Below are 26,839 nucleotides of genomic sequence, written 5' to 3' on the forward strand. Positions count from 1 at the left end.
GAACAACCCACTTCGGAACTTGAGGCCGCTTCGGCGCCCCTGGCTTCCTGTGACGGGCTCGGTGTTCCAGTCGATCAGCCATGCATCCTCCAGGAGACCCCAGTTTGGCCTGGGTAAGGCCCTCCACCTCGGCCGAGGTGTTGAACGTGAGGGGCCTTCCTGGTCTCAGCAGTCACATCGTATATCTGGCGCCCGACGGGCGGGGTGCCGTAACCAGTAGGAGTCATCAAATCCCCACTCTTCCGGTTACGTTGCGTCTGCTCGCCGGAGTGACGACGCCTGCACTGGCTTCCGCCTCCGTGGATGCCCATGCGAGTTGCTGCATGACTGGAGCGAATCGACGGCATGCCGGTATTTCGACGCCTAGACGCTCAAGCGTCGACGCACAACCGGCTGAGCAGGGGGAACGCTTCGAAGCCGAGGGGCGGCCGTCACCATGGTCACGACCTGGGCGACTTCAGCGGCGAGAACCGCGACCAGTGACGCCCTCCAGGCCGCCGGCTACACCTCACGGCGTCGCCGTCTGGCACGAGCCGATTGCCCGCTCCCAGCCCGGCTGCCTCCGCCAGGAGTGCGAGTTCATCGTCCGGAACTCCAACGGCGCCATGTCCCCGGCACATAGGGCCGGTCTACGGCGAAATCGGGGGTCCCACGACCCGGATCACGGAATCGCTGAGCCCCCAGCAGCACCTTCAGGAGGTTTCCTGATGCTCACACCGAGGTATCAAGGGGCGTTGCCCGGACCGCAGAGCAGCACGCCCGCCCGTGCAGCTCTGCAGGGCCTCGGTACGCGCCCGTAGAGCTGGTGCTGTGACCGCATAGGTTCGCCGTGTTGGTGGTCGTGGCGGTTGGATGTGCGGTGACGTCCGATCCGACCGCTGGATGCGCGGTGGCCGAGCCTGTCCGTGTGCTCAGACTGACCGACCAGGCGGGGCAGCGGCTGCAGCAGATCGTGCGCCGGGGCAGTACAAGTTCGGTGCGTTACCGGCGTGCGATGATGCTTTTGGCCTCGGTCGGCGGGAACCGCCCGACGAGGACACCGTCCGGGATGTGATCCACCGGTTCAACGAGATTGGCCTTGCCTGCCTGGACCCTCAGTGGGCGGGAGGTCGTCCCCGCCTGCTCAGCACTGACGACGAGGACTTCATCATCCAGACGGCCATCACCCGCCCCATCAAGCTTGGCCAGCCCTTCACCCGCTGGTTCCTGCGCAAGCTGGCTGCCTACCTGCGGAAAGTCCACGGCTGGGTCATCCGCATCGGCCGCGAGGCGTTACGTGGCCTGCTCGCCCGCCGCGGCGTCACCTTCCAGCGCACCAAGACCTGGAAGCAGTCCCCGGACCCCGAGCGGGAGGCGAAGCTGGACCGGATCGAGGAGGTGCTGGACCGCTTCCCGGACCGGGTCTTCGCCTTCGACGAGTTCGGCCCGCTCGGGATCCGGCCCAGCGTCGGCTCCGGCTGGGCCCGTCAGAAATACCGGAGCGGTTGCCTGGCGCCTACCACCGCACCCACGGCGTGCACTATTTCCACGGCTGTTACTCGGTCGGCGACGATCGCTTGTGGGGCGTCAACTGCCGCAGGAAGGGCACCGCAAACACGTTGGCCGCGCTGAAGTCGATCCGCGCCGCACGGCCCGACGGTGCCCCGATCTACGTGATCCTCGACAACCTGTCCGTCCACAAGGGCAGACATCCGCCGCTGGGCGAAGAAGAACAAGGGCGAGCTGTGCTTCACGCCGACCTGTGCCTCGTGGGCGAATCCGATCGAGGCGCACTTCGGGCCGCCGAGGCAGTTCACCATCGCCAACTCCAACCACCCCAACCACACCGTGCAGACCGGGGCCCTGCCCGCCCACCTCCGCTGGCGCAACGCCAACGCCCGTCACCGCGACGTCCTGGCCGCCGAACGCAAAGAACGCGCCCGCATCCGAAGCGATAAGGGAATCCGCTGGGGCGGACGCCCCCTCATAGCCGCGGCCTGACCAACCTGGCGAATCTACGCGGTCCCAGCGCGAGATCGTGGTCGCCCCCACCACAGGCTCCCCAAGGGTGCCGCCACCCCGAGAGCAACCATGACCGCCGCAGTGACCAAATACCGCAGTTCCTGTCCCAGAACGAGTACCGAAACCGCGCCCACCACAGTTCCGAGGCTCAGGCTCAGCGCCAGCCACCACTCCTTGCGACGAAGCAGCCCCGGAACGGAGTACAACGTCACGATGGCTCCTGCCATGAACGCGAACTCGTAGAACCCCCCACCTTCGGGAAGGCTCCAACCGTCCCGGCGCCGCCCATTGCTGTGATGCACCAACCCCAGATGCACCGTCCCAGCCACTCCCCAGCACAAGGCACTGGCCCCCGCCGCGCCAATCAGTGCTCTCCACCTGTTATGCCCCACGCCGTGGATCGTAGCCGCATCGGTCAGTCTGCGTACCGCTCACAGGGCTCGGTCCCCAAGACCTCCAGCGGTCGGCATGGATGTCTGCCATCCCTCCAACTGCTCCAACTATTAACCCGGCGAACCTATGCGGTCACAGGAACTGGCGTGGCTGGCCGGTAGACATCGCAACCTCGGCTCTGCCTGGCTCGCCGACGTCGAAGGCGACCCGGAGAGAGGGGTGGCTCCGAGCCACAAGCAGCGATCGAGTCTGGCCCTAGGCTTCCTGTGGTCTGCGCTCCGGTGCCGTGCGCACGATCTGCTCCTGCCGATGTGGAAGGTGGTCGACTGGACTCTCCACACCCGTACCAGGCGACAGGCGGGCGTCGCCGCTGTGGTGGGGTGCCATGTCATCTATATCGTCTGGTCCGACAGAATTCACGTCCTCTTGACGGAAGGCTGGTCCGGGCAAGCGGAAGCGGCATCGCCACACGAGCCCTGATTGGCTGGCTCGGGCGTCGGCGCGGGATCGAGCTGGCAAGCAATGATCAACCGCCCAAAGAAGAGAGGCTCTGAGCAGCTACTGAGCCTTTTCCATCCTGACTCTGAGCTGACCAGATGAAGGGTGAGGACGGCCCCCGCTCCACCCGTTCCGCCGGCCAGACAACCCACTCGTTCGGGGTGGCGCCAAAACAACTTGCCGGAGCGCGGTTGACGACCCCACCACCGCCGGTCACTCGCCCGGGGCACTCGAACGGGCTCTCGCCGACGCCAGCTCCCTGGGCGGCACAAACAGACCACGCCGACGCCTCTCCAGGAGGCCCGTCGCCGGGCGGCAGGACCTGGCCCACCGCATCGCCCGAGAGGTCCTCGAGAGAACGCAGATCCGCACGCTCGCAAAGCGCCACAACCTCCGCTGCTGGGCCGTCCGCTTCGCCTTGGAGTTCCCACATCTGACCACCGCAGCGAGGAGTCAGCTGACTGAACGCATCACAGGGGAACTCGCCGCCCAGGCCGCCGACCTGTCTGCGAGGGAGGCAAAAACGAGAAACCCACCCTCTAAATCATCATCACCACAAAGAAAAATCCCACAAACAGGAAACCGACGAGTCCGGCAATGATCCCGTTCCGGCGAACTAAGGAAGCGCCAGTCCGATCACCTTCCCGTTCCAGATCGCGAACGGTGAAAAATGCTGCGGTGGCTAGAAGCAGGGTGATTCCCCCTATTCCGCATAGGATGAAACCCGCGATTCTGAGCCACAGCAGGACGCCACTCGCCTCGGAGGCGGCTCCGTACATCGAATACCCCCTTTTATCATCCGACCCGGTAAACCAGCCCAGCGCGCAGCATACAGCGCATCCATAACCCCAGACCATCCGCTTGCAGCAAGCCAAAAGACACGGCGCATATCGCGCCACAACACGCCACCGAGAACGTCTCGCAAAATTGACATCACTGGAGAAAAAAGTCGATTCCATCCCTAAGAGCTCGTAACACGCTCTTCTGCGTTGACCGGGGTGCAGCCAAAGTGAAGGGGTCGGCCGCCTGTACGAGGCCGTTCTGCATCGGCTCGACGACGCTGGCCTCATTGACGTCTCCCGCGTCGTCCTGGACTCCGCTCACGCGAGGGCTAAAAAGGGGCGACCATACAGGTCCGAGCCCCGTGTACCGAGGCAAGCCGGGTTCCAAGATGCACGTCATGCCAGACGCGAACGGCCTGCCCCTGGTCGTCGGCGTCTCCGCCGCGAACGTCCGCGACAGCCAGGGCCTGAAGCCACTGGTGGCCGGTCTCCACACGAAACACGCCCCCAACCGCGGCCGACACTTCAAGGCTCAACGCTTCCATGCGGACAAGGCCTACGACGTACCTCACCTGGATGATCGAGCGGACGATCTCCTGGCTGTCCGGCTACCGCCGACTCAACCCACCCTACGAGCGTTACCCCAGCAACTACCTGGCCTTCCTTGGGCTCGCCGCAGCACTCTGCTGCTACAAGCGACTCGTTCGCCTCACCACATAGGACACGTCCAAGGGGCTACCAGTCTGCCGGGCAATCCGATTTCGGTGTGCCGCCGGTTCGCGGGGTACGAACCGGCGGCACACGCGGGCGTGATCAGACCTCGAACGGGATGGTCAGGCGCCGGTCCGCACAGGAGTGGGCGGCCTCGACGAGGTAGGAACCCTCGACCGTGCGCCATCCCTCGTCCCAGACCTGGACCGAGCGTCGGGGAAGGAGGATCTCGGCCTCGACGGTCTCGCCCGCGCCCGCCTCGACGGTGGCGAATCCGGCCAGCCAGCGGTTCGGACGTTCCAGGTCGCAGCGGGCCCCGGCGGGGGTCAGATAGGCCTGGACGACCTCGCGGCCCGGGCGCGAACCGGTGTTGCGGACACGGACCTTGAGCGTGCCGAGGTCGTCACCGTCGCCCGCGGTGAACTCGGCGGTCTCGTACTCCCACGTGGTGTAGCCGAGGCCGTGGCCGAACCAGAAGGCGGGATCCGTGCCCGCCTTCTCCCAGGCGCGGTAGCCGATGAACACGCCTTCTTCGTAGGCGAGTCGGCCGTCGACGGGCTGGGTGGACAGGACTGGGCAGTCCTCCTTGCGCACCGGCCAGGTGGTGGGCAGGCGGCCGCCCGGCTCGGCCGCGCCCAGCAGCACGTCGGCGAGCGCGTCCCCGCACTCCTGGCCCGGGAACCAGCCGAGCAGCACGGCGGCCACGTCGTCCAGCCACGGCATCTCCACCGGTGAGCCGGCGTTGACGACCACGACGGTGCGCGGGTTCGCGGCCGCCACCCGGGCGACGAGCTCGTCCTGGCGGCCCGGGAGTCGCAGCGAGGAGCGGTCGACACCCTCGCTCTCCACCTTCTGCGTGGTCGCGACCACGACGACCGCCACGTCGGCCTCGGCGGCTGCCGCGACGGCATCCTCGAGCGCCGCGTCGGGGTCCTGCTCCGGCTCGCCGTAGCCCAGGGTGAAGCCGACGAACGGGAAGGGGAGGTCCGGCTTGAGCACAATGTAGCGCAGGCTCACCTCCACGCTCCGGCCTGCCGTCAGCTCCACCTCGGCCAGCGGGCGGGTCTCGGCCGTGAGGAATGCGACGGGGTCGTCGCTCGCCGGGGGCCGCACCCCGTCGAAGAGTGTCTCGCCCGCGACCTTGAGCGTGAACTGGCCCACGCCGCCCGGACCGAAGCGGTGCGCTCCGCCGACCCGCGGCGTGAAGGTGCCGGTGATCTCCACGCTGTGCAGGGCGCCGTAGTCGATGGACTCGGGTACCTGCCCGATCCAGTGGAGGCCGCCGTCGGGCAACGGGACCTCGTCGAGCACCCGGCCGTCCTCGGCCCGGGCGACCGCCCGCAGCGCGAACCCCTCGCGGGCCGGGGACAGTTCCTCGCTCGGGTCGGCACCGAGCGCGTAGCGGAGCCGCACCGACTCGGGGAGGGCTGCCCGCAGCCCGTCCAGCGGGGAGACCACCCGGTCGGGGAAGACCTGTGCGGAGCCGCCGCCCATCACCCGGGCCTCCCGGGCCGCGGCCCCGATCAGGGCCACGGCGGACAGCCGGTCGGCCGCGAGTGGCAGCAGGCCCCCCTCATTGCGTACGAGGACGAACGAGCGGCGCGCCACCTCCCGTGCGACGGCCGGGCCCCGCAGCGCCAAAGGCACCTCGGTGACCGCAGCGGGCGCGCCCTCGAGCGCACCCACCCGGGCGGCCAGCCGCAGTACGCGCCGCACTTGCTCGTCCACCACGGACTCGGCGACGTCACCCTCGCGCACCGCCTGGGCCAGGGCCGCGCCGTACACGGTCAGCGGGCCGGGCATCGCCACGTCCAGGCCGCCCTCGGCCGTGGCCACCGTGTCCCGGGCGGCCGTCCAGTCGGAGACGATGAAGCCGTCGAAGCCCCATTCGTCCCGCAGTACGCGGTTCTGCAGCGTGTCGTGCTCGGTCATGGGCGTGCCGTTGACGGAGTTGTACGCGGCCATGACGCCCCAGGCCCCGGCCCGTTTGACCACGGTCTCGAAGGGCGCCAGATACAGCTCGCGCAGGGTGCGCTCGTCCACGCGGTTGTCGACGCTCATGCGCTCGGTCTCGGCGTCGTTGGCCACGAAGTGCTTGACGGTGGTGGCGACGCCGCCCTCCTGCACGCCGGTGATGTAACCGACGGCCATCTCGCCGGTGAGCAGCGGGTCCTCCGAGTAGCACTCGAAGTGCCGTCCGCCCAGCGGGGACCGGTGCAGATTCACCGTCGGGGCGAGCAGAACGTGCACGCCCTTGCGGCGGGCCTCCTGGGCGAGCAGATTCCCCGCCCGCCGGGCGAGGGCGGGGTCCCATGTGGCGGCGAGCGCCGTCGGGCTCGGCAGGGCGACGGCCGGGTCGTCCGGCGTAAAGCCCATGCCGCGCACCCCGATCGGCCCGTCGGACATCACCAGCGAGCGCAGGCCGATCTCCGGTACCGCTGGCAGCGTCCACAGGTCCTGCCCGGCCAGGATCCTCGCCTTGGTGTCGAGGTCCAGCTTGCCGAGGGCGGCCTCGACCGCGGCCTCGCGCTCCTGGTCTGCGGGGGTGGTCATGGTCAGCGAACTCCCTTGATTCTGGTGAGCAGTACGGCGCCGGCGATGCTGCACACCGCGGCGAAGAGGAAGAGGGCCGGATAGTTCTTGCCCGCCCCGATGGCCAGGAAGACCGGCGCGACGACGGGGGCGAGGGACTGGGGCAGTGCGTTGGCGATGTTGATCACGCCCAGGTCCTTGGCGGCCGTCTCGGGGCTGGGCAGTACCCGCGTGACCAGCGCCATGTCCACGGCGAAGAACAGCCCGCTGCCGATACCGAGCACCACCTCGGCGGCCAGCGCGGTCGGGACGTTGTCGGCGGCGGCGAGGAGCAGCAACCCGGCGCCGAGCACGGCGGCCGAGGCCATGACGAAGGGCTTCAACCGGCCGAACCGGTCAGCGACCCAGCCGCCGAGCACCGCGGTCACGCTGGTGCAGCCGGTGGCGACCATCACCAGCAGGGCGACCGTCCCGGCCACATGGTCCTCGGCCACGCCGAGCCGGTCGGGCACGAAGAACGCGGTGTACGACAGCGGGGTGGCCATGCTGAACATGACCAGGAAGCGGGTCAGCCAGGCCCACCCGTAGTCGGGGTGGCGCCGTGGGTTCACCCAGAAGCTGCCGAGGAACTCCCGCACCGAGAACGGCTCGGGCCGGGACGCGGGCCGCCGGTCGGGCAGGGTCACCGCGAACGCCGCGATCAGCACGGCCCCGATGGCGTACGGGACCAGGAACTGGGCCGCGGTGCCGGAGAACGCGGCCACGCCGCCGGCGCCCGCGAGCACCGCCGCGGTCTGCCCGAATCCCATCGCGCCGGAGGCCGAGCCGCGCCGTTCCTCCGGCACCTGGTCGGGGATGGTCGCGGTGAGCGCGGCCAGCACGGCGTTGAACGAGAGCTGGGCCATGCACCAGCCGAGGAGGATCGCCGGCACCGACGGCACGAGCGCGACGACCGCGAGCCCCGCACCGCCGCCGAGCACACCGCCGATCAACCACGGGCGCCGGCGCCCGTACGACGACATGGTCCGGTCCGAGAGCCGTCCCGCGAGCGGATTGGCGATCAGCGCGAGGAACGCGCCCACGCCGAGCACCAGACCAAGCGTGCGCTCCTTCGTGGCAGGCGCCACCTCCCCGACGCGCAGCGCCATCGTCACGATGACGGGGGTCATCAACGGCAGGAAGAGCCCGAACCCGGCCGCTCCCAGGCTGACCGCGAATCCCCGCGGCGCCTTCGTCCCGACGCCGTCCCGCATGGCCGACGCGAGTGTCCGAGCCACGGCGCCACCTCCTTCCCCGCACACTCAGCCCCGTTGCCGATGTGACGTGGGCGGTAGCATGCACGTAGTTACCGAGTACTCGGTAGGTCTAGTTACACATTTGTAACCTCCGCGTTGAGTTAGGTTGAGCCGCACACGGGAGAGGGATGGGGATGACGAGCGGCAGCAGGCCACACGGCAACCGTCGAGACGAGATCGCACAAGCCGCGCTCGAAGTGTTCGCCGAGCGCGGCTACAAGGGCGCCTCGATCGCGGCCATCGCCGAGCGGGTCGGGCTGACACAGCAGGGCGTACTGCACTACTTCCCCAGCAAGCGGCAACTGCTCGCCGAGGTGCTGCGCCTCCGCGACCAGCGCAACTTCACCGAACTGCTCGGCAGGGGCGGGGCGTTGAACCTCGACATGGCCGCGGCGCTGGTGGAGTACAACACGGGTCAGCGCGGCCTGGTGCAGTCCTTCACCGTGCTGTCGGCGGAGAGCGTGACGGAGGGGCATCCCGCGCGCGAGTTCTTCGAGAAGCGTTACGCCGACTCCCGCCGGGCGTTCGCCGAGCAGATCAGGGAGGAGTTGGGCGACGAGCTGCCGGGTGGGCTGACGCCCGAGCAGGCGGCTGCGTTGATGCTGGCGGTGATGGACGGACTGCAGCTCCAATGGCTGCTGGACGGCGCGGACGAGATCGACATGGCCGGCCTCTTCCGCGCCTTCCTGGCGCTGCTGCGCCAGGAACACTGAACGGGCCACGCCGGCCTCGGACTGGCTATGCTTGGGCTGGCCGTGTTCCCGGCCGACCGTGCCGGGACTTCACGACGGCCACGGTCCCGGCGGCGCGCAGGACCGTACGGGAGCGGCGGCAGGCGGCGCGCAGCGCGTCCCAGGGCAGCGTCAGCGCCAGCCACACGAGAGCGGAACCGGCCCACCGCTCGGGCGGCATCGCCTCGTGGAAGTAACGAGGATGCCCAGCCAGAACTGGAATACCAGTGCCAGGCACTGCAGCAGCCCAAACGTGGACAGCGGCATCCGGATCGCGCCCGCGCCGAAGCGCACCAGGGGAACGGCCCCTCACGATCCCCGCGACCGCGAGCAGCGCCGCGTGCCCCGCTCCCTCGGCACCGAACGTCGACGTGCCTGCGAGCCGAGCCACTGCAGATGGCCCAGGGCGGGCAGGAACTGGCGGTGGCGGATCGCCCGTTGGCGCGTACCTGCCCCACGCCCCTTCCGGGTGTGGGGCAGGAGACAGGTGGCCGCGACAGTAAGCGGGAAAGGACCTGACAGCTTCGAAAGACACAAAGCTCCAGGTCATGGACGGTTTCCTGTCAGTAGATCCCGCCCGCTGGGCCGTGTCCCCGTGCAGTTCACGTGGGCTGGGCCAGGACGCGCGGATGTGGGCCTGGCAGGCGGCGTGGGAGTCCTCTGGCGGCGGACGCCACCGTGGGTGCAGGTCGGGGTGAACTCGCCCTTGAGCAGAGCCACTTGGCGGCGTCGCCGCATTCTCTGATACGTCTCGAACTGCTGAGCGCGGACCGGGACGGCTCCCCGGGTGAACATCCGGCGGACGCGATGCCTCGCCTCAGTCCACCGGCCAGGTGTGCACCGGGGCGTTGAGGTGCATGTAGTCGATGTACAGCTCCGTCATCCGGCGCAGCGCCTCATGGCGGCTGGCGTGTGTGGTGTCCTCCAGCCTGTGCACCGTCTCCTTCTGCCACACCGCGCCGTTGCGGGCCGTGACACACCGCTGCTCGATGATGCCGAGCAGCGGCTCCCGCCACGCCGCGTCCATGCCGGACAGCTCCAGACCCCGGTGCGCCAGCGGCAGCAGCCGCCGCAGTACCAGTTCCGGCACCGGCACCTCGCCCATGCCGGGCCAGTACAGCAGCGCCTCGATGCCGTGCCGGGCGGCGGTGTGCAGGTTCTCCTCCGCCGCCGAGAACGACATCCGCGACCACACCGGCCGGTCCTCCTCCACCAGGGCCCGCGTCAGGCCGTAGTAGAAGGCACCGTTGGCCAGGGTGTCCGCGACCGTCGGGCCCGCCGGCAGCACCCGGTTCTCCACCCGGACGTGCGGCCGGCCGTCCGCGACCGCGTACACCGGGCGGTTCCAGCGGTAGATCGTGCCGTTGTGCAGGGTCAGCTCGGCCAGCTCCGGGATGTCGCCCCGGTCCAGCGTCTCCGCCGGGTCCTGCTCGTCGCACAGCGGCAGCAGGGCGGGGAAGTAACGCAGGTTCTCCTCGAACAGGTCGAAGACGCTGGTGATCCACCGCTCCCCGAACCACACCCGGGGCCGCACCCCCTGCACCTTGATCTCCTCGGGCCGGGTGTCCGTCGCCTGCTCGAACAGCGGGATACGGGTCTCGTGCCACAGCTCCTTGCCGAACAGGAAGGGCGAGTTCGCCGCCAGCGCCACCTGCACCCCCGCGATGGCCTGCGCCGCGTTCCAGTAGCCCGCGAAGTCCTCCGGGGAGACCTGGAGATGGAACTGCGTACTGGTGCAGGCCGCCTCCGGGGTGATCGTGTCCGCGTAGGTGCGCAGCCGGTCCACGCCGTCCACCTCGATGCGCAGGTCCTCGCCGCGGGCCGCGAACACCTGGTCGTTGAGCAGCCGGTAGCGCGGGTTCTCCGACAGCGCGGCCACTCCGATGTCCGCCTGGCGCAACGTGGGCAGGATGCCGACCGTCACCAGCCGCGCGCCCACCGTACGGGCCCGGTCCTCGGCGTGGTTGAGCGCCGCCCGGATCTCGTCCTCCCAGGCGTCCGGGCCGCCCGCCGTCAGCCGGCGCGGCGGCACGTTGATCTCCAGGTTGAACCTGCCCAGCTCGGTCGACCAGGACGGGTCCGCGATGGCCTCCAGCACATCGCTGTTGCGCATCACGGGCTCGGCGTCGGCGTCCACGAGGTTCAGCTCGATCTCCAGCCCGACCCGCGGCCGGTCGCTGTCGAACCGGGACTCGCGCAGCATCTGGGCGAACGCGTCGAGGCACGCCTGCATCTTGAAGCGGTACCGGCGGCGGTCCTCGCGGGTGAAGACGAGCGCCGGGACGTCGCGTCCCATCGGCCCTCCTGGATTCCCTCCTCCAACACCTGTGCACTCAAGCCTCGCACCACCCACCCGACCCCACCACGCGACGGCTCGCCGCTACGGATGGTCCACCACCCGCGCGAGCAGCAGGGCCACGTCGTCGTGGTCGTCCGGGTGACGCAGGCCGTGCACCAGCCGGTCGCAGACCTCCTCCAGCGAGGGGCCGGGCTCGCCCAGCAGGGAGAGCAGCGTCTCCAGCCGGTCGTCGATGGCGTGCTGCCGGGTCTCCACCAGCCCGTCCGTGTACAGCACCAGCAGGTCGCCGGGCTCCATCGGGACGGTGACCGCCTCGAACGGCACCCCGCCCACCCCGAGCGGCGCCGCGGTCGGCAGGTCCAGGAACTTCGGCGGCCGGCCGGGCCGGGCCAGGGCGGGCGGCAGATGCCCGGCGTTGGCGACCGTGCACCGGTTGGCGGCGGGGTCGTACACCGCGTACAGACAGGTGACGATGTAGTGCTCCAGGTCGCAGGTGATCCGGTCCAGATGGTGCAGCACCGCCTCCGGGGCCAGGTCCAGGTCGGCGTAGGCGCAGGTCGCGGTGCGCAGCCGGCCCATGGTGGCGGCCGCGTCGATGCCGTTGCCCATCACGTCGCCCACCACCAGCGCGGTCCGGTCGTCGGCCAGGGGGATCACGTCGTACCAGTCGCCGCCCACCTCGCTAGTGGCCTGCGCGGGCTCGTAGCGGGAGGCCACTTCCAGGCCGGTGTGGCGGGGGGAGTGGTCGGGCAGCAGGCTGCGCTGGAGGGTGAGGGCGGTGTTGCGCACGCTCTGGAACCAGCGGGCGTTGTCGATCGCCACCCCGGCCCGGCCCGCTATCTCGGCCGCCAGCACCACGTCGTCCTCGTCGAACGGCAGCGGGTTGCGGGTCCGCTTGAGGTCCAGCGCGCCCAGCACCTCGCCGTGCGCGATCAGCGGCACCGCCAGGTACGAGTGCACGCCCGCCTCCGCGAGCAGCGCCTCGCCGTCCGCGTCCCGCGCGATCCGCGGCAGGTCGGCGGCCCGCACCTGCGGGATCAGCACCGGTCGCCCGGTGTGCACGCACAGCGTCACCAGCCGGTCCCCGTCGTAGGCGGCCAGGTCGCCCGGCGGGTCGGCGGCGCGCGTCGCCGCGGTCGGGTGGGCCGCCTTCAGGGCGAGCGCCCGGAACAGCTCGGGCCCGTGGTCCGGGCTGCTCATCCGGCGGCAGGCCAGCGCCGAGTCCAGTACGTCCACCGCGACCACGTCCGCCAGCACCGGCACCGCCACCTCGGCCAGCTCGCGGGCGGTGCGCTCCACCTCCAGGGTGGTGCCGATCCGCGCCGAGGCGTCCGCGATGACCGCCAGCCGTCTGCGGGCCCGGTCCGCCTCCCCGGCCGCCTGGTGCCGCTCGGTGACGTCCACGACGGAGGCCGCCGCGCCCAGCACCCGCCCGCTGGGGTCCTCCAGCCGGTAGAAGGACAGCGACCAGGCGTGCTGCTGTCCGGGATCGTTGCGCGGGCGCCCCACGTGGTACTGGTCCAGCAGCGGGGTGCCGGTGGTGAGGACCTGGCGCAGCGCCGACTCCACGGTCTCCATGTCCGTCAGCGGCAGCGTCTCGCGCAGGCTCCGGCCCACATGCTCGGCGGCCGGCATGCCGTCGATCCGCTCCAGCGCCGGGTTGACCAGCAGGTACTTAAGGTCGGGGTCCAGCAGGGCGAGGCCGATGGGGGACTGGTAGATCAGCCGCTCGCACAGCGCGAGGTCGGTCTCCACCCGCTGGAGCAGGCCCCGGTCGGCGGCGATGCCGAGCGCGTACACGTCGCCCCTGTCGTCGAGCAGCCGCATGGTGCGGAACTCGGTCAGCCGGCTGGAGCCGTCCTTGTGCCGTACCGGGAAGGCGCCCGCCCATCCCTGGCCGGTGGCCAGCACCTCGGTGAACAGCCGTACCGCCGACTCGATCCGGCCCGGCGAGACCAGCAGCCGGCCCGCCTCGGAACCGAGCGCCTCCTCGGCGGAGTAGCCGAAGAGATCCTCGGCCTGCGGGGTCCAGAAGACGATGCGCCCACGGGTGTCCAGGACCACCGCGGCCACGCTCAGCAGGTCCAGCAGGCCCGTGGGCCGGGGGTCCCCGGCGTCGTGCTCCTCGTCCGGCTGGAAGGAGTCCACTGCCATCCCGCCACCTCCACCCACCGGTACGGGCGTCGCCCGACAGCTCGGGACCGGTGTCCCTCCATGCTGCCCCCGCCGCCCGCTCACGCCCACCGCAGAGGCCGCCCGCCCCTTCAGCCGCCCTGTTCGCGCTCCCCCTCCCCGTCCTCGTCGTCGTGCGACGGCACCCAGTGGTGCTCGGTGAACCAGCGGCCGAACAGCGCGCCCCCGTACACCACGAACCCCACGCCGATCAGCCAGGACGACACCACCAGCACGGTGCCGACCGCCCCGTAGCTCAGCGCGTTGGTCACGATCAGCGGGGTGAAGACCAGCGTGGAGAAGGCGCGCAGTCCGGCCAGGCCCACCACGCTGGCGATCGCGCCCGGCAGCAGATCCCGCCAGCGGACCTGGCCGCCCAGCAGGAACCAGGGCCCCCACCAGAAGAAGAACAGCGTGGTCACCGTGGTCACGAAGGTCCGGGCGAACCCCTGGACGGTCGTCCCGGTCTGCACCTCCTGGTACAGGTACGCCATCAGCACCAGCAGCCAGGTCGCCTGCCGCCACACCCGGTGCCAGCGCCCGGCGGGCAGCCCCCAGATGCGCTCGAACCCGTTCTGCACGCTGCCGCCGAAGGACACCCCGAACACCGCGAGCATCAGGATGCTCCACGCGCTGGTGGTGCCGATGACCTCGCGCGGCGGGCTGAACACCTCGTTGAGCACCTTCGCGGACCGGCCCGACAGCCCCATGCCGTCCGACAGCCAGGACGGGAAACCACCGCGCACCAGCGGGTCGGCGGCCGCGACCACGATCAGCAGCGGGGCCAGGGTCACCAGCGCCAGGGTGGCGAACCCCATGGCCCGGTGCAGCAGTTCCAGCTCCTGGCCCCGCCGGATCAGCTTGTGCAGGGCCAGCCACTCCCAGGCACGCTCCAGCCGGCCCCCGCGCCGGCTCACGGTTCCTCCCCGGCGGGCTCCGCGGGCGGCGGGTAGGTGAGACGGCCGTCCTCGACGTGCGCGTGCTCGTTCAGCGTGGCCGGCTTCGTGTTCGTGGCCGACATGATGTGGTCCACGTCCGCGCCCGCCGCCAGCAGCGCGTCGGTGATGAGCCTGCGGTGGCAGCGCCAGGGCACCGCCTCGCTGCACATGATGGCGGGGCGGCCGTGCTCGGCCAGCTCCAGGAGTTCGTCCAGACCCTCCCGGAACTCGTCCGTGGCCATGTGGTCGGCGTAGTCCCGGAACGCCTTGACCCGCCAGGCGCCGTTGGGACTTGGCACGTCCTTGGGCGTATGCCGCCGCCCGCCCAGTTGCGGCATCCAGCGGTACTCGATGTCCGGCGGCAGCGCCTCCTCGATGGCCGACCGGTTCCACTGCGGGAACTTCCGCGACGAGGGGAACGAGCGCACATCGACCAGATGGGTGATGCCGTTCTTCCGCAGCATCGTCACCAGCTCGTCGAAGTCACGCGTGGAGTGCCCCACCGTGCGGATACGGTTCGTCATCCCGGCGCCGCCTCACCCGATCCGCCCGTCCCGCCGGTTCAGGCGTTCGCGGCCCGCACCAGCACCCGCTCCTGGGAGATCTTCACGTCCCAGTCCGGCTGCGGCACCGTCGCCGGACCCCGCGTCACCTCGCCGTCGGAGAGCCGGAACGCGCTGCCGTGCCAGGGGCAGTGGAGGCAGCCGTCCGCATCGACCTTGCCCTCGTCCAGCGGGCCGCCGGCGTGCGTGCAGGTGGCCGAGAGGGCGTTCACCGTGGCGCCGTGCCGCACCAGCACCACCGGGGTGCCGCCCGCGTCGACCCGCAGCGGCTTGTCCTCCTCCAGCGCGCTCAGCGCCGCCACGTCCGTCCACTTTCCGGTCGGCTCCTCGAACGCCGTGTGGTTGACGCCGATGCCGTTCACGTACGACAGATGGCCGCCGAGGTAGGCCGAGGCGCCGGTCAGGCCGAGGCCGACCCCGCTCAGCACCACACCGGCGCGCCTGCGGCCGGTCAGCCGGGCCACCCAGGACGCGGCCTGGAGCACGGTCGCCGCGCTGTTGAGCATCCCGTGGACCAGGCCGACCCGCTGGGGGCCGCCGAGGGTGTCGGCCCAGTCGGACGCGCCGCTCGCGGCCGTCGGCACCACGGCGAGCAGGCCGAAGCCGACGAGCTTGCGGGCCGCCACGGCACCGCGTTCGCCCGCCGTCAGGTCCAGCACCGTGGCCATGCCCCAGGCGCCGATGGGCACGTCGGTGAGCACCGGGTGCAGCGCGTGGCCCAGCCAGGTACCGGAGAGCGCGTTCTTGACGGCGGTCGGCTGCGTCACCTTGTTCACCAGTTTCGCGGCCGGGCCGGTGAGGGCGTCGAGCGCGCTGCGGTCCTCGATGGCCTGGATGACGTGCTCGATCTGCTTGGGCATGACACTCGCTCCTCATAGCGTTCGGACCGGACGGGCCGGTGTCCCGAGGGTCCTCCGGCTCGCGCTCTCATCTGGCCAGGCTGTCTCCGCCCGAGCATCTCGGGCCGCCGGTACGGCAGTTCACCGTCGTGGGTGGCCGGGTTCCCCTGTTCAGCGGGGCCATTCCCGCGGTCCCGCGCCCCGCCACTCGACCCACCCCGCGCCGACGACGTCCGCCTCCTCCACCGACGCCAGGCCCTCGGGCCCGGCCCGGCGCAGGAACTCCACGACGTCCAGCACGGTGTAGGCCATGCCGACGAACCGCTCCCCGACGCGCACCCGCCTGCCGCCGTCCGGGGCGGGCGGGTAGATCACGACGGGGATGTCCGGGGCCATGTCCCGAGCGTGGCCCAGGACCGTGGCCGCCGCATGCCGGAGTGCTCCGGGACGGGGGCGCTACTCGACCGCGGGGTCCTCCTGGGTGTGCCGTACCGCTTCCTGGACCGAACGCTCCAGCGCGCCGCGGTCCTCGCCGGTCTCGGCCGACCGGTCGGCGATGGCCGCGCACACGGCGTCGTACGCCGTGCGCCAGCGGCGCCGCTGGGCGTCGTACTCGCTCCCGGTGAGACCGGCCAGCTTGGCCCGCTCCACCTCGGCGTTCCGTTCCAGGGCGATGAGGCTGTCGGGAATGTCTGCCACGTGGGGATCGTAAGCGCGGCGGCCCGCGGGCGCCTCCCAGGTCCCCGGAACGCGGCGCTATATCCGGGGCCGGCGGCTCACCGGATTGGTCTGGATCTTTATTTCACCTGATCGGGGGAGCGACCAATCCGCTGACGCGGCAGATCCGGATTCCCGGTGTGAGGGATGAAGAGCGGTACCACCGATCGCCGGCCGGCCCGGCGCGCTTCGCACTGGGCGCGCCGCGCGGACCGCTCTTCGAAGGAGCCGGGGCGCCGACTGCCACGAGCCGCCCCGGCTCCACCGGCCCCGCATGCCTCCCCTCCGCCCCGAATCGGCTTTTCCCGCTATGACCCTCAGCCCGGCACCCGCCGCGCGCCACTCAGGAGATGACGAAGAGATGATGACCACCACCCGTACCCGCCGTGCCGCCGTCACCCTTGCCGCCGCCGCCGTGCTGCCCCTCGCGCTGAGCGCCTGCTCCTCCGGTGACAGCAAGGACAGCGGGAAGTCCGCGTCCTCGGCGCCCGCCGCCTCCTCGCCCAAGGCGAGCGAGGGCATGAGCGGCATGGACCAGCCGTTCGGCCCGGCGTGTTCGTCGGTGCCGAAGGACGGTGCGGGTTCCTTCGACGGCATGGCCAAGGACCCGGTCGCCACCGCCGCCTCGAACAACCCGGCGCTGTCCACGCTGGTCACCGCGGTGAAGAAGGCCGGTCTGGTGGACACGCTCAACAACGCCCAGGACATCACGGTGTTCGCGCCGACCAACGACGCCTTCAACAAGATCCCGAAGGCCACCCTGGACAAGGTCCTCAACGACAAGGCCCAGCTCACCAAGATCCTGACCTACCACGTCGTCGGCAAGAAGCTCGCGCCGAAGGACCTGGAGAACGGCTCCTTCGACACCCTGGAGAAGTCGAAGGTCATGACCTCCGGGATGGGTGAGTCGTACACCGTCAACGACTCCGCCAAGGTCGTCTGCGGCAACGTCAAGACCGCCAACGCCAACGTCTACATCATCGACACCGTCCTGATGCCCAAGAGCTGACCCCACCCGGCAGCGCCCGACCGCTCCGGGCCCCGGAGCGGTCGGGCGCGCAGCCCATTCCCCCTTGACGCCCCACTCCCCGGAAGGGAAAGCACGATGCGCCGAACCGCCGTCGTGGGCAGCGGAGTCGCCGGACTCACCGCCGCCCATGTGCTGCGCCGGGCCCACCACGTCACCCTGTACGAGGCGGACGACCGCCTCGGCGGCCACGCCCACACGCACGACCTCATAGCCCCGGACGGCCGCATCCACCGGGTCGACTCCGGTTTCATCGTGCACAACCGGCGCACCTACCCGAACCTGCTCCGCCTCTTCCGCGAACTCGGCGTCGCCACGCAGGAGTCGGAGATGAGCATGTCCGTACGGTGCGAGGGCTGCGGCCTGGAGTACGCCGGCGCGCGTGGCGCCCGCGGTCTGCTCGCCCAGCCCCGCAACCTGCTGCGCGCCCCCTACCTGCGCATGCTCGCCGAGGTGCCCGCCTTCCACCGGGCGGCCCGCGCCCTGCTGGAGCACGAGAGCCACTCCACGCTGACCCTGGGCGGGTTCATGGACCGGGCGGGCTTCTCCCCGTACTTCCGGGCCCACTTCATGACCCCGCTGGTCTCCTGCGTCTGGTCCTGCGACGCCGAGACCGCGCAGCACTACCCGGCCGCCTACCTCTTCCGGTTCCTCGACCACCACGGCATGCTCTCCGTCACCGGCTCACCCGTGTGGCGCACCGTGACCGGCGGCTCACGCAGCTACGTCGACCGGGTCGCGGCCGAGGTGCAGGAGGTCCGCACCAGCACCCCGGTCCGCACCGTCCTGCGGCACGCCGACGGCGTCGACATCACCGCGCGGGACGGCAGCACCGAGTCCTACGACCACGTCGTCGTCGCCGTCCACCCCGACCAGGCGCTCCGGCTCCTCGGCGACGCCTCCGCCGAGGAGAAGGAGGTGCTGGGCGCCTTCCGCTACTCCCACAACACCACCCTGCTGCACACCGACGCCGCCCTGCTGCCCCGCGCCCCGGGCGCCCGCGCCTCCTGGAACTACCTCATGCCGAGCTGCTCGGCCGGCTCGGACCGGGTACGCGTCACCTACGACATGAACAGGCTCCAGCGCCTCGACGCCTCCCAGCCCTACCTCGTCACCCTCGGCGGCGAGGACCGCGTCGATCCCGCGCGCGTGCTGGCCCGCATGCAGTACGAACACCCCGTCTACACCCCCGAGTCGGTCGCGGCCCAGCGGCGGCTGCCCGGACTCGCCACCTCCGTCACCGCGTTCGCCGGCGCCTACCACGGCTGGGGGTTCCACGAGGACGGCTGCCGCAGCGGGGTCGCGGCCGCGAAGGCGCTGGGGGTGACCTGGTGACCACGCCCGCCCTCTACCCGTGCGAGGTCCGGCACACCCGCCGCGCACCCGTCCGCCATACCCTGCGCCACCGCACCTACATGTGGCTCGTCGACACCGACCGCATACCCGAACTGCCGCCGCTGCTGCGCCCGTTGGCCCGCTTCCGGGCCCGCGACCACTTCACCGGCCGCGCCCCCTCGATCCGGGCCGCGCTCGACGGCTTCCTCGCCGAGCACGGCGTCGACCTCCAAGGGGGCCGCGTCGTGATGCTCACCCACGCGACGGTCCTCGGCCACGTCTTCAACCCCCTCACCCTGTACTGGTGCCACGGTCCCGACGGCCGCCCCCGCTGCGTGGTGGCCGAGGTGCACAACACCTACGGCGGCCGCCACGCCTACCTGCTGCACACCGACGCCGCCGGGAAGGCCGACGTGGACAAGGAGTTCTACGTCTCGCCCTTCTACCCGGTGGACGGCCGCTACCACATGCGGCTCCCGCTGCCCGGCGAACGTCTCCAGCTCTCCCTGCGCCTGGACCGGCCCGGCAGCCCGCCCTTCACCGCGAGTGTCCACGGCAGCCGCCGTCCCGCCACGCCGGGCGCGCTGCTCCGGCTCTCCCTGCGCCACCCCTGGTCGACCCTCGCCGTGTCGGCCGCCATCCGTTTCCACGGCATCCGCCTGTTCCTCAGGGGCCTGCCGGTGCAGCCGCGCCAGGTCCGTCACGACCCGGAGAACGCCACATGACCACAGCCCACCCCCGTCCCACGAGCAGGACCGGCGCAGGCCCGGTCCCGGCCCCGGTGGACGCCGGCCGGTGGCCCGACGTGGCCGCCGTACCCAGGGCGTCCCGGCCGGTGCGCACCGTCGCCGCCGCCGTCGTACGGCATGCCCTGGGCGGGCTGCCGCTCCGGGTCCGCTTCCCCGACGGCACCGTCCTGGGCCAGGGCGGCCCGCTCATAGAGGTGCGGGACCCGGACGCCTTCCACGCCCGCATCGGCACCACGGGACTGATCGGCTTCGGCGAGTCGTACATGGCGGGGGAGTGGGACGCCCCCGACCTGGTCGGCGCGCTCACCGTGCTCGCCGCGCACGCCGCCGACCTGGTCCCCGCCCCGCTGCAACGGCTGCGCCGCCTGTGGGCGCTGCGGCAGCCCGCCGCCCAGCGCAACACCGCGAGCGGCGCCCGCGACAACATCAGCCGCCACTACGACCTGTCCAACGACCTCTTCGCGCTCTTCCTGGACGACACCCTCACCTATTCCTCCGCCGTCTTCCGCGGCTTCCCCGCCGAGCACGCCCTGCTCCCCGCCGCCCAGCACCGCAAGATCGACCGGCTGCTGGACCTCGCCGAGGTCGGCGAGGGCACCCGGCTGCTGGAGATCGGCACCGGCTGGGGCGAACTCGCCCTGCGCGCCGCCGCCCGCGGCGCCCACGTCACCTCGCTGACCCTCTCCCGCGAACAGCGTGACCTCGCCCGGCAGCGCGTGCGCGAAGCCGGCCTCTCCGACCGGGTCGCCGTCGAACTGTGCGACTACCGCGAGGCGGAGGGCACCTACGACGCCATCGTCAGCGTGGAGATGATCGAGGCGGTCGGCGCCGAGTTCTGGCCCGTCTACTTCCGCACCCTCGACGAGCGCCTCGCCCCCGGCGGCCGCGTCGCCCTCCAGGCCATCACGATGCCGCATGACCGGATGCTCGCCTCCCGCGACACCCACACCTGGATCCAGAAGTACATCTTCCCCGGCGGCCTGCTGCCCTCCGTGGAGGCCGTCGACCAGACCGTGCGGGAGCACACCCGGCTCGCCGTCACCCGGCGCGACGCCTTCGGCGCGCACTACGCCGAGACCCTCAGGCTGTGGCGCGAACGGTTCACCGAGCGCGCCGAGGACGTCGAAGACCTCGGCTTCGACCACGTCTTCTGCCGCCTGTGGACCTTCTACCTCGCCTATTCCGAGGCCGGATTCCGCTCCGGCTACCTCGACGTCCAGCAGTACCTGCTCACCAAGGAGCCCACTCGATGACCGACCTCCGCACCCCCGTCCGCACCGGCGCCGCGCACCGGCTGGCCGTGCTCGTCGAAGACGCGCTCGGGGCCCCGCTGCCGGTCCGGCTGCGCGCGTGGGACGGAAGCGAGACCGGCCCGTCCGACGCCCCCGTGGTCGTCCTGCGCTCCCGCCGGGCGCTGCGCCGCCTGCTCTGGCAGCCCGGCGAACTCGGCCTGGCCCAGGCGTACGTCACCGGCGAACTCGACGTGGAGGGCGACCTCGCCGAGGGGCTGCGCGCCGCCTGGACGTCGGCGCGCGAGCGGGGCGCGCACACCCCCCGGCTCACCCTGGCGGACTGGGCCCGCGCGGTCGGGGAGGCCGCACGGCTCGGCGTCGTCGGGCCCCGTCTGCCCGCGCCCGCCACCGAGGCCCGGCTGCGCGGCGACCGGCACACCAAGGCCCGCGACCGGGCCGCGATCAGCCACCACTACGACCTCTCCAACGACTTCTACCGCCTCCTCCTCGACGACACCATGGCCTACTCCTGCGGCTACTGGACCGCCGAGGCCGGCGAGAACGCCGACCCCGCCGACGCCCAGCGCGCCAAGCTGGAGCTGATCTGCCGCAAGCTCGGCCTCACCGCCGGCTCCCGACTGCTGGACATCGGCTGCGGCTGGGGCTCGCTCACCCTGTACGCCGCCGAACAGCACAAGGCGCGGGTCACCGCCGTCACCCTGGCCCGTGAACAGGCCGCCCACGTCCGCGAGCAGGTCCGTGAGCGCGGTCTGGAGCACCTGGTGGAGGTGGTGTGCCAGGACTACCGGGACATCAGCGGCTCGGGCTACGACGCGGTCGCCACCGTCGAGATGGGCGAGCACGTCGGCGACGACGAGTACCCCGCCTTCGCCGCCGCCCTGCACCACATGGTCCGCCCCGGGGGCCGGGTGCTGGTGCAGCAGATGTCGCGGGGCGCCGACGCGCCGGGCGGCGGCGCGTTCATCGAGGCGTACATCGCGCCCGACATGCACATGCGGCCCCTCGGCGACACCGTCGGCCTGCTGGAGGCGGCCGGCCTGGAGGTGCGGTCCACGGAGTCGATGCGCGAGCACTACGTGCGCACCGTCGCCGCCTGGCACCGCATGCTGGAGCGCCGCTGGGACGACGTGGTCGCCCTCGTCGGCACCGAGACCGCGCGGGTGTGGCGGCTGTACCTGGTCGGCGGGGCGCTCGCCTTCGAGGAGGGCCGGATGGGCGTCGACCAGATCCTCTCCGTACGCCGGGACCGCGCCGGCGCCAGCGGGCTCGACCTCTCCGAGGCCGCCGACTGGTACCGGGACCTGGTGTGAGCGGGTTCGCCTGGGCCGGCTTCGCCGCGAACCTCGGCTGGGCGGCACTCACCGCGCTCGGCGTCATGGTGATCACCTTCGCCGTCGCCGTCCGCAAGGGCATGCACCGGATCGTGGACATCGCCTGGGGCGCCGCCTTCGCCGCGGTGGCCCTGGCCACGTTCGGCGCGTCGGCGGGCGAGGGCGACCTCGCCCGCCGGGCCCTGGTCACCGCCCTCACCGTCGTCTGGGGCCTCCGGCTCGCCGTCCACATCGGCCGCCGCGGCCGCGGCCACGGCGAGGACCCGCGCTACGAGGAGCTGCTCGACAAGGGGTCCGGCAACCGGAACCTGTACGCCTTCCGCATGATCTACCTGCTCCAGGGCGCCCTGGTCTGGCTGGTCTCCCTGCCGGTGCAGGCCGCCCAGTACGGGACCGGCCCGGTCTCGGTACCGGCCTGGCTGGGGACGGCCCTGTGGGCGGTCGGCGTCTTCTTCGAGGCCGTCGGCGACGCCCAGAAGGCCCGCTTCAAGGCCGACCCGGCGAACAAGGGCCGCATCATGGACCGGGGCCTGTGGCGCTACACCCGGCACCCCAACTACTTCGGCGACTTCTGCGTCTGGTGGGGGCTCTTCCTCATCGCCTGCGACGGCGGAGCCGCACCCGCCCTCGTCTCCCTCGTCGCGCCGCTGGTGATGAGCTACCTGCTGATCAACGGCAGCGGCAAGCGCCTGCTGGAGCGCCGTATGTCCGGCCGCCCCGGCTGGGCGGAGTACGCCTCGCGCACCAGCGGCTTCTTCCCGCTGCCCCCGCGCTGACGCCGGGCCACGAGGGACACGAGGGAGGGGAGCCCCGGATCGCCGGGGCTCCCCTCCCTCGTGTCCCGCCGCCTACGACGGCATGCTCAGCACCGTCACCGGGGCACTCGTCGGCTTGGCCGAGCCGCCCGCCGGCTCCACCGTCACCCCGACGCCCGAGGCGCCGTCCACCGTGCCCTTCATCAGCACCGACTGGCTGGCGCGCGCCGGGTCCATCAGGCCGGCGTCGCGCATCGTGCCGCCGTCGTCGAACCAGAGCTGGTACACCTTGCCCTTCGGCGGCTCGGGCATCCTCGACGACACGAACACCGCCCGGTCCCGCTGGGCGGAGACCACCACCGTGCCGGTGCCGCCCGCCACTCTCACCGTGCGGGACTTGGCGTCCGGCGCCGCGAGCACCCCGGCCAGCTCGGACGCCTGCCGCTCCGCCTGCGCCGCCCGCTGCTGGGCGTCCTGGGCGCGGTCGTACTGCCACACCGCGGTACCGCCGAACACGGCGGCCGCCGCCACACACGCGGCCAGCGCCCAGCGGCCCGCGCCGAGCGCCTTGCTCCGGCGCACCCGCTCCACCGGGGTGGTGCCGGGGCTGAGCTGGCGCACCGAGCCGACCCGGTGCAGCACCTCCTCCCGCATCGCCGGGCGCACCGGCACGGACGCGGCCAGCGCCAGCCGGGCCGCGGCCGCCTCGAACTCCTCCACCTCACGGGCGCAGGACGGGCAGCCGGAGAGGTGGCGCTCGAAGTCGGCGCGCTCGTCGTCGGGCAGCGCGTGCAGCGCGTAGGCACCCGTCAGCGTGTGCGGATCGGTCATGGTCACGCGGTCACCCCCAGGCAGTCGCGCAGCCGGATGAGGCCGTCGCGCAGTCGTGTCTTGACGGTGCCGAGCGGCAGCGCGAGCGCCTCCGCGACCTCCCGGTAGGTCAGCCCCCGGTAGTAGGCGAGCGTCACCGACTGCCGCTGGAGGTCGGTGAGCGTGCGCAGACAGCGCCGCACCTGCTCCTGCTCCAGCCGGGACTCCACCTGTTCGGTCACCTCGTCGTACTCCGGCGTACGGTCCAGCAGCGCCGCCTTGGTGTCACGGGCGGCGGCCGCCTCCACCGAGCGGACGCGGTCCACCGCGCGCCGGTGCGCGAGCGTCAGGATCCAGTTGATCGCGGTACCCCGGTCGGCGCGGTAGCGCGGAGCGGTGCGCCAGACCTCGACCAGCACGTCCTGGGCCACCTCCTCCGACTGGGCGAGGTCGCGCAGGACCGCCCGGACGACCCCGAGCACCGGACCGGCCACGGTGTCGTAGACCGAGGCGAACGCCTCCTGATCACCGAGGGCCACCTCGTGCAGCAACTGCTGCAAGTCCGGTTCCGCTGCCGGGTTCCTGCCGATGTAGACGGCTTCCTTCACAACTGTCCTCTCCGATGTTGCGCCGGGGCGGGGCCCCCGCGTGGTGCCGCGGGAGTCGTCCCCGCGTAATCCGAGGCCATGGCCGCCACGGATTGGTCACCCGGACGAACAACGACGACGGGTGCCGGGCTCAGACCAGCCCGGTGACGGTCACGGTGACCTTCGGCCCCGGCCGGCCGGGCAGCAGCCCGGCCAGCCGCAGTTCCACGGTCCGTACGACATCGCGGGCCACGTCCAGCGTGCGGACGTGCCCGTGTGCCACGACATGGATCTCCACCCGCCACGGCCCGGTCTCGTCCGGCCGGCTCAGCCGCACCCCGGAGGGCACCGACCGGCCGCCGTCGGCCGCGCTCGCGCCGCGCGGCAGCGCCGAGCGCAGCCGCCCGCCGAGGCCCGGCCGCAGGAACGCCACCCCCGGCACCGTCCCGACGGCCGCTACGACCTCCTCGGTGAGCGTGGTGCGCAGCGCGCGGTCAGTCATCGCCCGGCCCTTCCTCGAATCCGGCCGGATCGTCCACGAGGTCGACGATCCGGATGTCCACCGACGCGAGCCGCAGCCCCAGCCGCAGCCGGGCCGCCTCGGCCACCCCGCGCCGTACCTGCTCGGCCACCTCCTCCAGCGGCACGCCCAGCGGGGCGTGCACCTCCAGACGCACCGTCACCCCTCCCCGGCCGGAGCCGTCCGGCGGGGTGATCCGGCACGAGCCCGCGCGGACCCCGGCGACCGTCTCGGCGGCGGTCCGCAGGGTGCGCGCGGCGACCGCCTCCATCACCCACAGGTCCTCGTCCTCGTCCCCGAGCGGCACCGGGCGGCCGGGCCGCAGCTCCATCCGGACCACGTCCATCACGCGCCGGGTCAGCGACGAGGGGTCGTAGCCGGTCTCCGCCGGGGCGGTCTCCTCGCGCAGCTCCCGTACCGTCGTCTCCAGCAGCGTCAGCTCCCGGACCGCGTCCTTGCAGTACGGGCAGCCGGCGCGGTGCGGGTCGGGGTCGGCCTGCTCCCAGGCGTCCCAGACGCCGGACAGCAGCCGCCCGCAGGCGAGCCGCTCGTCGTCGCCGTCGGGCCCGGTGTACCGGTCGGGCGGGTCGGTGTGCGTGGTCATCGCCAGGCCCCCAGTGCTCGTGTCAGACAGCGTCGTGCGCGGAAGACGCGGGCGCGCACCGCCTCCTGGCTGATGCCGACCGTCTCCGCGATGAACTCGTAGGAATGTCCGTCCAGTTCGCGCAGGACCCAGCAGGCCCGCTGCTCCGCCGAGAGGTCGTCCAGCGCCCGGCGCATCCCGCGCACCGCGTCCCGCGCCTCGGTGACCCGCTCGGGGGAGTCGTGCTCCGGCGCGGCGAACTCCCCGGCCGCCTCCAGCGACGTCACCGGCCGGCGCGCCCGGAGGACGTTCAGGCAGCGGTTGGTGACGATGCGGTACATCCAGGTGCCGAAGGAGGAGTGCCGTCGGAACTCCGGCAGCCGGCGCCAGGCGCTGATGAAGGCGTCCTGCACCGCGTCCTCCGCCTCCGCGCGGTCGCCCAGCAGCCGGGTGGCGAGACCGACCAGCGCCGGGGCGTGCTCGCGCACCAGCACGGCGAACGCCTCCTCGTCGCCCTCGGCCGCGCGCACCGTCAGCAGGCCGTCGTCCGGGCGCGCCGCCCTCACCTCCCGTGCGGGGGTGTCGTCGGGCGCGCGTTCCGGTCCCGGATACGCGATCTGTCTGCGGACCCCCGACACCGGGCGGCTCCTCTCCGTTGTCCTCGCCCCTTCGACACCTCGAAGGCGGCTTTGTGACGCGGAATCCGCCGCGCCCCTTTCCTGCCGTGCCCCTCATCGGCTATTTCAGGCGCGAAAAGCCAGGTGGATGCAGGTCGTGGGGCGCGTCACCGGGCGGCGGACAGGCTTCAGCGGAGAAAATCCGGGAATCCGCGTCACATTCGTGGACCGGCCGGGTCCAACGGAACGACAACACCAGTACGGCCCATCGAGAGGACCTGGTCATGAGCGTCCAGAGCGCGTCCGCCACCGGCATCGCCGCGGCGGGCCCCACCACGAAGCAGCAGCCGGCCGGCACGGCCCTCGCGGGCGGCGCCACCGGAGCCGACGAGCCCGCCGCCACGCGCGGCCGGACCTCCATCGCCGATGTCGTCGTCGTCAAGGTCGCCGGAGTGGCCGCGCGCGAGATCCCCGGCGTGCACGCCATGGGCGGCGGCCTCTCCCGCACCATCGGCGCCGTCCGCGACCGCGTCCCCGGCGGCCGCTCCAACGTCGGCCGGGGCGTCAAGGTCGAGGTGGGCGAGCGGCAGACCGCCATCGACCTCGACCTGGTCGTGGAGTACGGCGTCCCGATCGCCGACCTCGCCCGCGAGGTACGGGAGAACGTCATCGACGCCGTCGAGCGGATCACCGGCCTCGAGGTCGTCGAGGTCAATGTCGCCATCAACGACGTCCACCTCCCCGACGACGAGGACAGCGCCCCGGAGACCACTTCCCGCGTGGCCTGACACCGTGCGGCGG

23 protein-coding genes and 4 pseudogenes are annotated in these 26,839 nt (G+C 71.8%); 11 read left to right on the plus strand and 16 right to left on the minus strand.

Translation table 11 applies throughout. The annotated features are described in order from the left end of the window. Nucleotides 1-889 precede the first annotated feature (889 nt). Nucleotides 890-1,980 (plus strand): annotated as a pseudogene (locus tag ACZ3HQ_RS08605) (IS630 family transposase). 1,451 nt (nt 1,981-3,431) lie between these two features. On the opposite strand, the gene ACZ3HQ_RS08610 reads toward ACZ3HQ_RS08605, so the two are convergent. Continuing rightward, nucleotides 3,432-3,671: a hypothetical protein gene (locus ACZ3HQ_RS08610; RefSeq protein WP_467508954.1), complete on the minus strand. Its 240-nt coding sequence runs from the start codon at nt 3,669-3,671 to the stop codon at nt 3,432-3,434. Nucleotides 3,672-3,912: 241 nt separating this feature from the next. Between ACZ3HQ_RS08610 and ACZ3HQ_RS08615 the strand changes: the two are divergent. Together ACZ3HQ_RS08615 and ACZ3HQ_RS08620 are read left to right on the plus strand one after the other, a co-directional pair. Next, nucleotides 3,913-4,243, plus strand: a pseudogene (locus ACZ3HQ_RS08615) (transposase); the annotation flags it as partial. Between the two features lie 4 nt (nt 4,244-4,247). Beyond that, nucleotides 4,248-4,394: pseudogene (locus ACZ3HQ_RS08620) on the plus strand (IS5/IS1182 family transposase); the annotation flags it as partial. 93 nt (nt 4,395-4,487) lie between these two features. Here the strand turns inward: ACZ3HQ_RS08620 and ACZ3HQ_RS08625 are convergent. Both ACZ3HQ_RS08625 and ACZ3HQ_RS08630 read right to left on the minus strand, forming a co-directional pair. Beyond that, nucleotides 4,488-6,938, minus strand: a complete 2,451-nt coding sequence (locus tag ACZ3HQ_RS08625; RefSeq protein ID WP_467508955.1) for a beta-glucosidase — start codon at nt 6,936-6,938, stop codon at nt 4,488-4,490. Between the two features lie 2 nt (nt 6,939-6,940). After that, entirely contained in the window at nt 6,941-8,194 is a 1,254-nt protein-coding gene (locus tag ACZ3HQ_RS08630; RefSeq protein ID WP_467508956.1) for an MFS transporter, read from the minus strand. 152 nt (nt 8,195-8,346) lie between these two features. Between ACZ3HQ_RS08630 and ACZ3HQ_RS08635 the strand changes: the two genes are divergently transcribed. Continuing rightward, nucleotides 8,347-8,925 (plus strand): TetR/AcrR family transcriptional regulator, encoded by a 579-nt coding sequence (locus ACZ3HQ_RS08635; RefSeq protein WP_467508957.1) that lies wholly within the window; start codon nt 8,347-8,349, stop codon nt 8,923-8,925. A gap of 25 nt (nt 8,926-8,950) precedes the next feature. On the opposite strand, the pseudogene ACZ3HQ_RS08640 reads toward ACZ3HQ_RS08635, so the two are convergent. The 8 genes and pseudogenes from ACZ3HQ_RS08640 to ACZ3HQ_RS08675 form a co-directional block, all read right to left on the minus strand. Then, nucleotides 8,951-9,363: pseudogene (locus tag ACZ3HQ_RS08640) on the minus strand (EamA family transporter); the annotation flags it as partial. Between the two features lie 397 nt (nt 9,364-9,760). Beyond that, entirely contained in the window at nt 9,761-11,239 is a 1,479-nt protein-coding gene (locus ACZ3HQ_RS08645) for a glutamate-cysteine ligase family protein (protein WP_467508958.1), read from the minus strand. An 84-nt stretch (nt 11,240-11,323) separates the two neighbouring features. Further along, the gene (locus tag ACZ3HQ_RS08650; RefSeq protein WP_467508959.1) at nt 11,324-13,396 is read right to left on the minus strand and encodes a SpoIIE family protein phosphatase; all 2,073 of its coding nucleotides are present in this window, start codon (nt 13,394-13,396) and stop codon (nt 11,324-11,326) included. 110 nt (nt 13,397-13,506) lie between these two features. Continuing rightward, nucleotides 13,507-14,331, minus strand: a complete 825-nt coding sequence (locus ACZ3HQ_RS08655; protein WP_467508960.1) for a ribonuclease BN — start codon at nt 14,329-14,331, stop codon at nt 13,507-13,509. Further along, on the minus strand, nt 14,328-14,876 hold the full coding sequence (locus tag ACZ3HQ_RS08660) for a DUF488 domain-containing protein (protein ID WP_467508961.1): 549 nt from the start codon (nt 14,874-14,876) through the stop codon (nt 14,328-14,330). Before ACZ3HQ_RS08660 ends, ACZ3HQ_RS08655 begins: the two co-directional genes overlap by 4 nt. A 38-nt stretch (nt 14,877-14,914) precedes the next feature. Beyond that, a complete protein-coding gene (locus ACZ3HQ_RS08665; protein WP_467508962.1) occupies nt 14,915-15,775 on the minus strand; it encodes a Rieske (2Fe-2S) protein in 861 nt (286 codons plus the stop codon). Nucleotides 15,776-15,925: 150 nt separating this feature from the next. Then, nucleotides 15,926-16,150: a hypothetical protein gene (locus ACZ3HQ_RS08670; protein WP_467508963.1), complete on the minus strand. Its 225-nt coding sequence runs from the start codon at nt 16,148-16,150 to the stop codon at nt 15,926-15,928. Between the two features lie 60 nt (nt 16,151-16,210). Further along, complete coding sequence (locus ACZ3HQ_RS08675) at nt 16,211-16,453, minus strand: hypothetical protein (protein ID WP_467508964.1); 243 nt, start codon at nt 16,451-16,453, stop codon at nt 16,211-16,213. A 379-nt stretch (nt 16,454-16,832) separates the two neighbouring features. Here ACZ3HQ_RS08675 and ACZ3HQ_RS08680 point away from each other — a divergent pair, with 379 nt between their 5' ends. The 6 genes from ACZ3HQ_RS08680 to ACZ3HQ_RS08705 all read left to right on the plus strand — a co-directional run bounded on the left by ACZ3HQ_RS08680 (nt 16,833) and on the right by ACZ3HQ_RS08705 (nt 22,942). After that, nucleotides 16,833-17,480 carry a fasciclin domain-containing protein gene (locus ACZ3HQ_RS08680; RefSeq protein WP_467508965.1) on the plus strand — a complete coding sequence of 216 codons (648 nt, stop codon included), beginning with the start codon at nt 16,833-16,835 and terminating at the stop codon, nt 17,478-17,480. A 96-nt stretch (nt 17,481-17,576) separates the two neighbouring features. Next, on the plus strand, nt 17,577-18,833 hold the full coding sequence (locus tag ACZ3HQ_RS08685) for an NAD(P)/FAD-dependent oxidoreductase (protein ID WP_467508966.1): 1,257 nt from the start codon (nt 17,577-17,579) through the stop codon (nt 18,831-18,833). Beyond that, nucleotides 18,827-19,558: a DUF1365 domain-containing protein gene (locus ACZ3HQ_RS08690; protein ID WP_467509069.1), complete on the plus strand. Its 732-nt coding sequence runs from the start codon at nt 18,827-18,829 to the stop codon at nt 19,556-19,558. The genes ACZ3HQ_RS08685 and ACZ3HQ_RS08690 overlap by 7 nt, the downstream gene beginning before the upstream one ends. Beyond that, nucleotides 19,555-20,835: a class I SAM-dependent methyltransferase gene (locus tag ACZ3HQ_RS08695; protein ID WP_467508967.1), complete on the plus strand. Its 1,281-nt coding sequence runs from the start codon at nt 19,555-19,557 to the stop codon at nt 20,833-20,835. The genes ACZ3HQ_RS08690 and ACZ3HQ_RS08695 overlap by 4 nt, the downstream gene beginning before the upstream one ends. Next, on the plus strand, nt 20,832-22,145 hold the full coding sequence (locus ACZ3HQ_RS08700) for a class I SAM-dependent methyltransferase (RefSeq protein ID WP_467508968.1): 1,314 nt from the start codon (nt 20,832-20,834) through the stop codon (nt 22,143-22,145). Before ACZ3HQ_RS08695 ends, ACZ3HQ_RS08700 begins: the two co-directional genes overlap by 4 nt. Continuing rightward, nucleotides 22,142-22,942, plus strand: a complete 801-nt coding sequence (locus tag ACZ3HQ_RS08705) for a DUF1295 domain-containing protein (RefSeq protein ID WP_467508969.1) — start codon at nt 22,142-22,144, stop codon at nt 22,940-22,942. The genes ACZ3HQ_RS08700 and ACZ3HQ_RS08705 overlap by 4 nt, the downstream gene beginning before the upstream one ends. Nucleotides 22,943-23,014: 72 nt before the next feature. Here ACZ3HQ_RS08705 and ACZ3HQ_RS08710 read toward each other — a convergent pair whose 3' ends face one another. From ACZ3HQ_RS08710 to ACZ3HQ_RS08730, 5 genes are all read right to left on the minus strand, one after another. After that, nucleotides 23,015-23,758 (minus strand): anti-sigma factor, encoded by a 744-nt coding sequence (locus ACZ3HQ_RS08710; protein ID WP_467508970.1) that lies wholly within the window; start codon nt 23,756-23,758, stop codon nt 23,015-23,017. Next, the gene (locus tag ACZ3HQ_RS08715) at nt 23,755-24,339 is read right to left on the minus strand and encodes an ECF RNA polymerase sigma factor SigK (protein ID WP_164195040.1); all 585 of its coding nucleotides are present in this window, start codon (nt 24,337-24,339) and stop codon (nt 23,755-23,757) included. Before ACZ3HQ_RS08715 ends, ACZ3HQ_RS08710 begins: the two co-directional genes overlap by 4 nt. 130 nt (nt 24,340-24,469) lie before the next feature. Then, nucleotides 24,470-24,820, minus strand: coding sequence for a hypothetical protein (locus ACZ3HQ_RS08720; RefSeq protein WP_467508971.1), 351 nt, complete (start codon nt 24,818-24,820; stop codon nt 24,470-24,472). After that, nucleotides 24,813-25,442 carry an Asp23/Gls24 family envelope stress response protein gene (locus ACZ3HQ_RS08725; RefSeq protein WP_467508972.1) on the minus strand — a complete coding sequence of 210 codons (630 nt, stop codon included), beginning with the start codon at nt 25,440-25,442 and terminating at the stop codon, nt 24,813-24,815. Before ACZ3HQ_RS08725 ends, ACZ3HQ_RS08720 begins: the two co-directional genes overlap by 8 nt. Continuing rightward, nucleotides 25,439-25,987, minus strand: a complete 549-nt coding sequence (locus ACZ3HQ_RS08730) for an RNA polymerase sigma factor (RefSeq protein ID WP_467509070.1) — start codon at nt 25,985-25,987, stop codon at nt 25,439-25,441. Before ACZ3HQ_RS08730 ends, ACZ3HQ_RS08725 begins: the two co-directional genes overlap by 4 nt. 335 nt (nt 25,988-26,322) lie before the next feature. On the opposite strand from ACZ3HQ_RS08730, the gene ACZ3HQ_RS08735 reads away from it, so the two are divergent. Then, entirely contained in the window at nt 26,323-26,826 is a 504-nt protein-coding gene (locus ACZ3HQ_RS08735) for an Asp23/Gls24 family envelope stress response protein (RefSeq protein WP_467508973.1), read from the plus strand. Nucleotides 26,827-26,839 lie beyond the last annotated feature (13 nt).

The sequence above is a fragment of the Streptomyces sp. NPDC018263 genome, from assembly GCF_055562575.1.

Excerpts from the sequence above, each read along its gene's own strand:
- ACZ3HQ_RS08695 (WP_467508967.1), top strand. The coding sequence starts at position 19,555 with ATGACCACAGCCCACCCCCGTCCCACGAGCAGGACCGGCGCAGGCCCG.
- ACZ3HQ_RS08735 (WP_467508973.1), top strand. The coding sequence starts at position 26,323 with ATGAGCGTCCAGAGCGCGTCCGCCACCGGCATCGCCGCGGCGGGCCCC.
- ACZ3HQ_RS08610 (WP_467508954.1), bottom strand. The coding sequence starts at position 3,671 with ATGTACGGAGCCGCCTCCGAGGCGAGTGGCGTCCTGCTGTGGCTCAGA.
- ACZ3HQ_RS08685 (WP_467508966.1), top strand. The coding sequence starts at position 17,577 with ATGCGCCGAACCGCCGTCGTGGGCAGCGGAGTCGCCGGACTCACCGCC.
- ACZ3HQ_RS08635 (WP_467508957.1), top strand. The coding sequence starts at position 8,347 with ATGACGAGCGGCAGCAGGCCACACGGCAACCGTCGAGACGAGATCGCA.
- ACZ3HQ_RS08680 (WP_467508965.1), top strand. The coding sequence starts at position 16,833 with ATGATGACCACCACCCGTACCCGCCGTGCCGCCGTCACCCTTGCCGCC.
- ACZ3HQ_RS08625 (WP_467508955.1), bottom strand. The coding sequence starts at position 6,938 with ATGACCACCCCCGCAGACCAGGAGCGCGAGGCCGCGGTCGAGGCCGCC.
- ACZ3HQ_RS08720 (WP_467508971.1), bottom strand. The coding sequence starts at position 24,820 with ATGACTGACCGCGCGCTGCGCACCACGCTCACCGAGGAGGTCGTAGCG.
- ACZ3HQ_RS08725 (WP_467508972.1), bottom strand. The coding sequence starts at position 25,442 with ATGACCACGCACACCGACCCGCCCGACCGGTACACCGGGCCCGACGGC.
- ACZ3HQ_RS08650 (WP_467508959.1), bottom strand. The coding sequence starts at position 13,396 with ATGGCAGTGGACTCCTTCCAGCCGGACGAGGAGCACGACGCCGGGGAC.
- ACZ3HQ_RS08665 (WP_467508962.1), bottom strand. The coding sequence starts at position 15,775 with ATGCCCAAGCAGATCGAGCACGTCATCCAGGCCATCGAGGACCGCAGC.
- ACZ3HQ_RS08670 (WP_467508963.1), bottom strand. The coding sequence starts at position 16,150 with ATGGCCCCGGACATCCCCGTCGTGATCTACCCGCCCGCCCCGGACGGC.
- ACZ3HQ_RS08645 (WP_467508958.1), bottom strand. The coding sequence starts at position 11,239 with ATGGGACGCGACGTCCCGGCGCTCGTCTTCACCCGCGAGGACCGCCGC.
- ACZ3HQ_RS08660 (WP_467508961.1), bottom strand. The coding sequence starts at position 14,876 with ATGACGAACCGTATCCGCACGGTGGGGCACTCCACGCGTGACTTCGAC.
- ACZ3HQ_RS08700 (WP_467508968.1), top strand. The coding sequence starts at position 20,832 with ATGACCGACCTCCGCACCCCCGTCCGCACCGGCGCCGCGCACCGGCTG.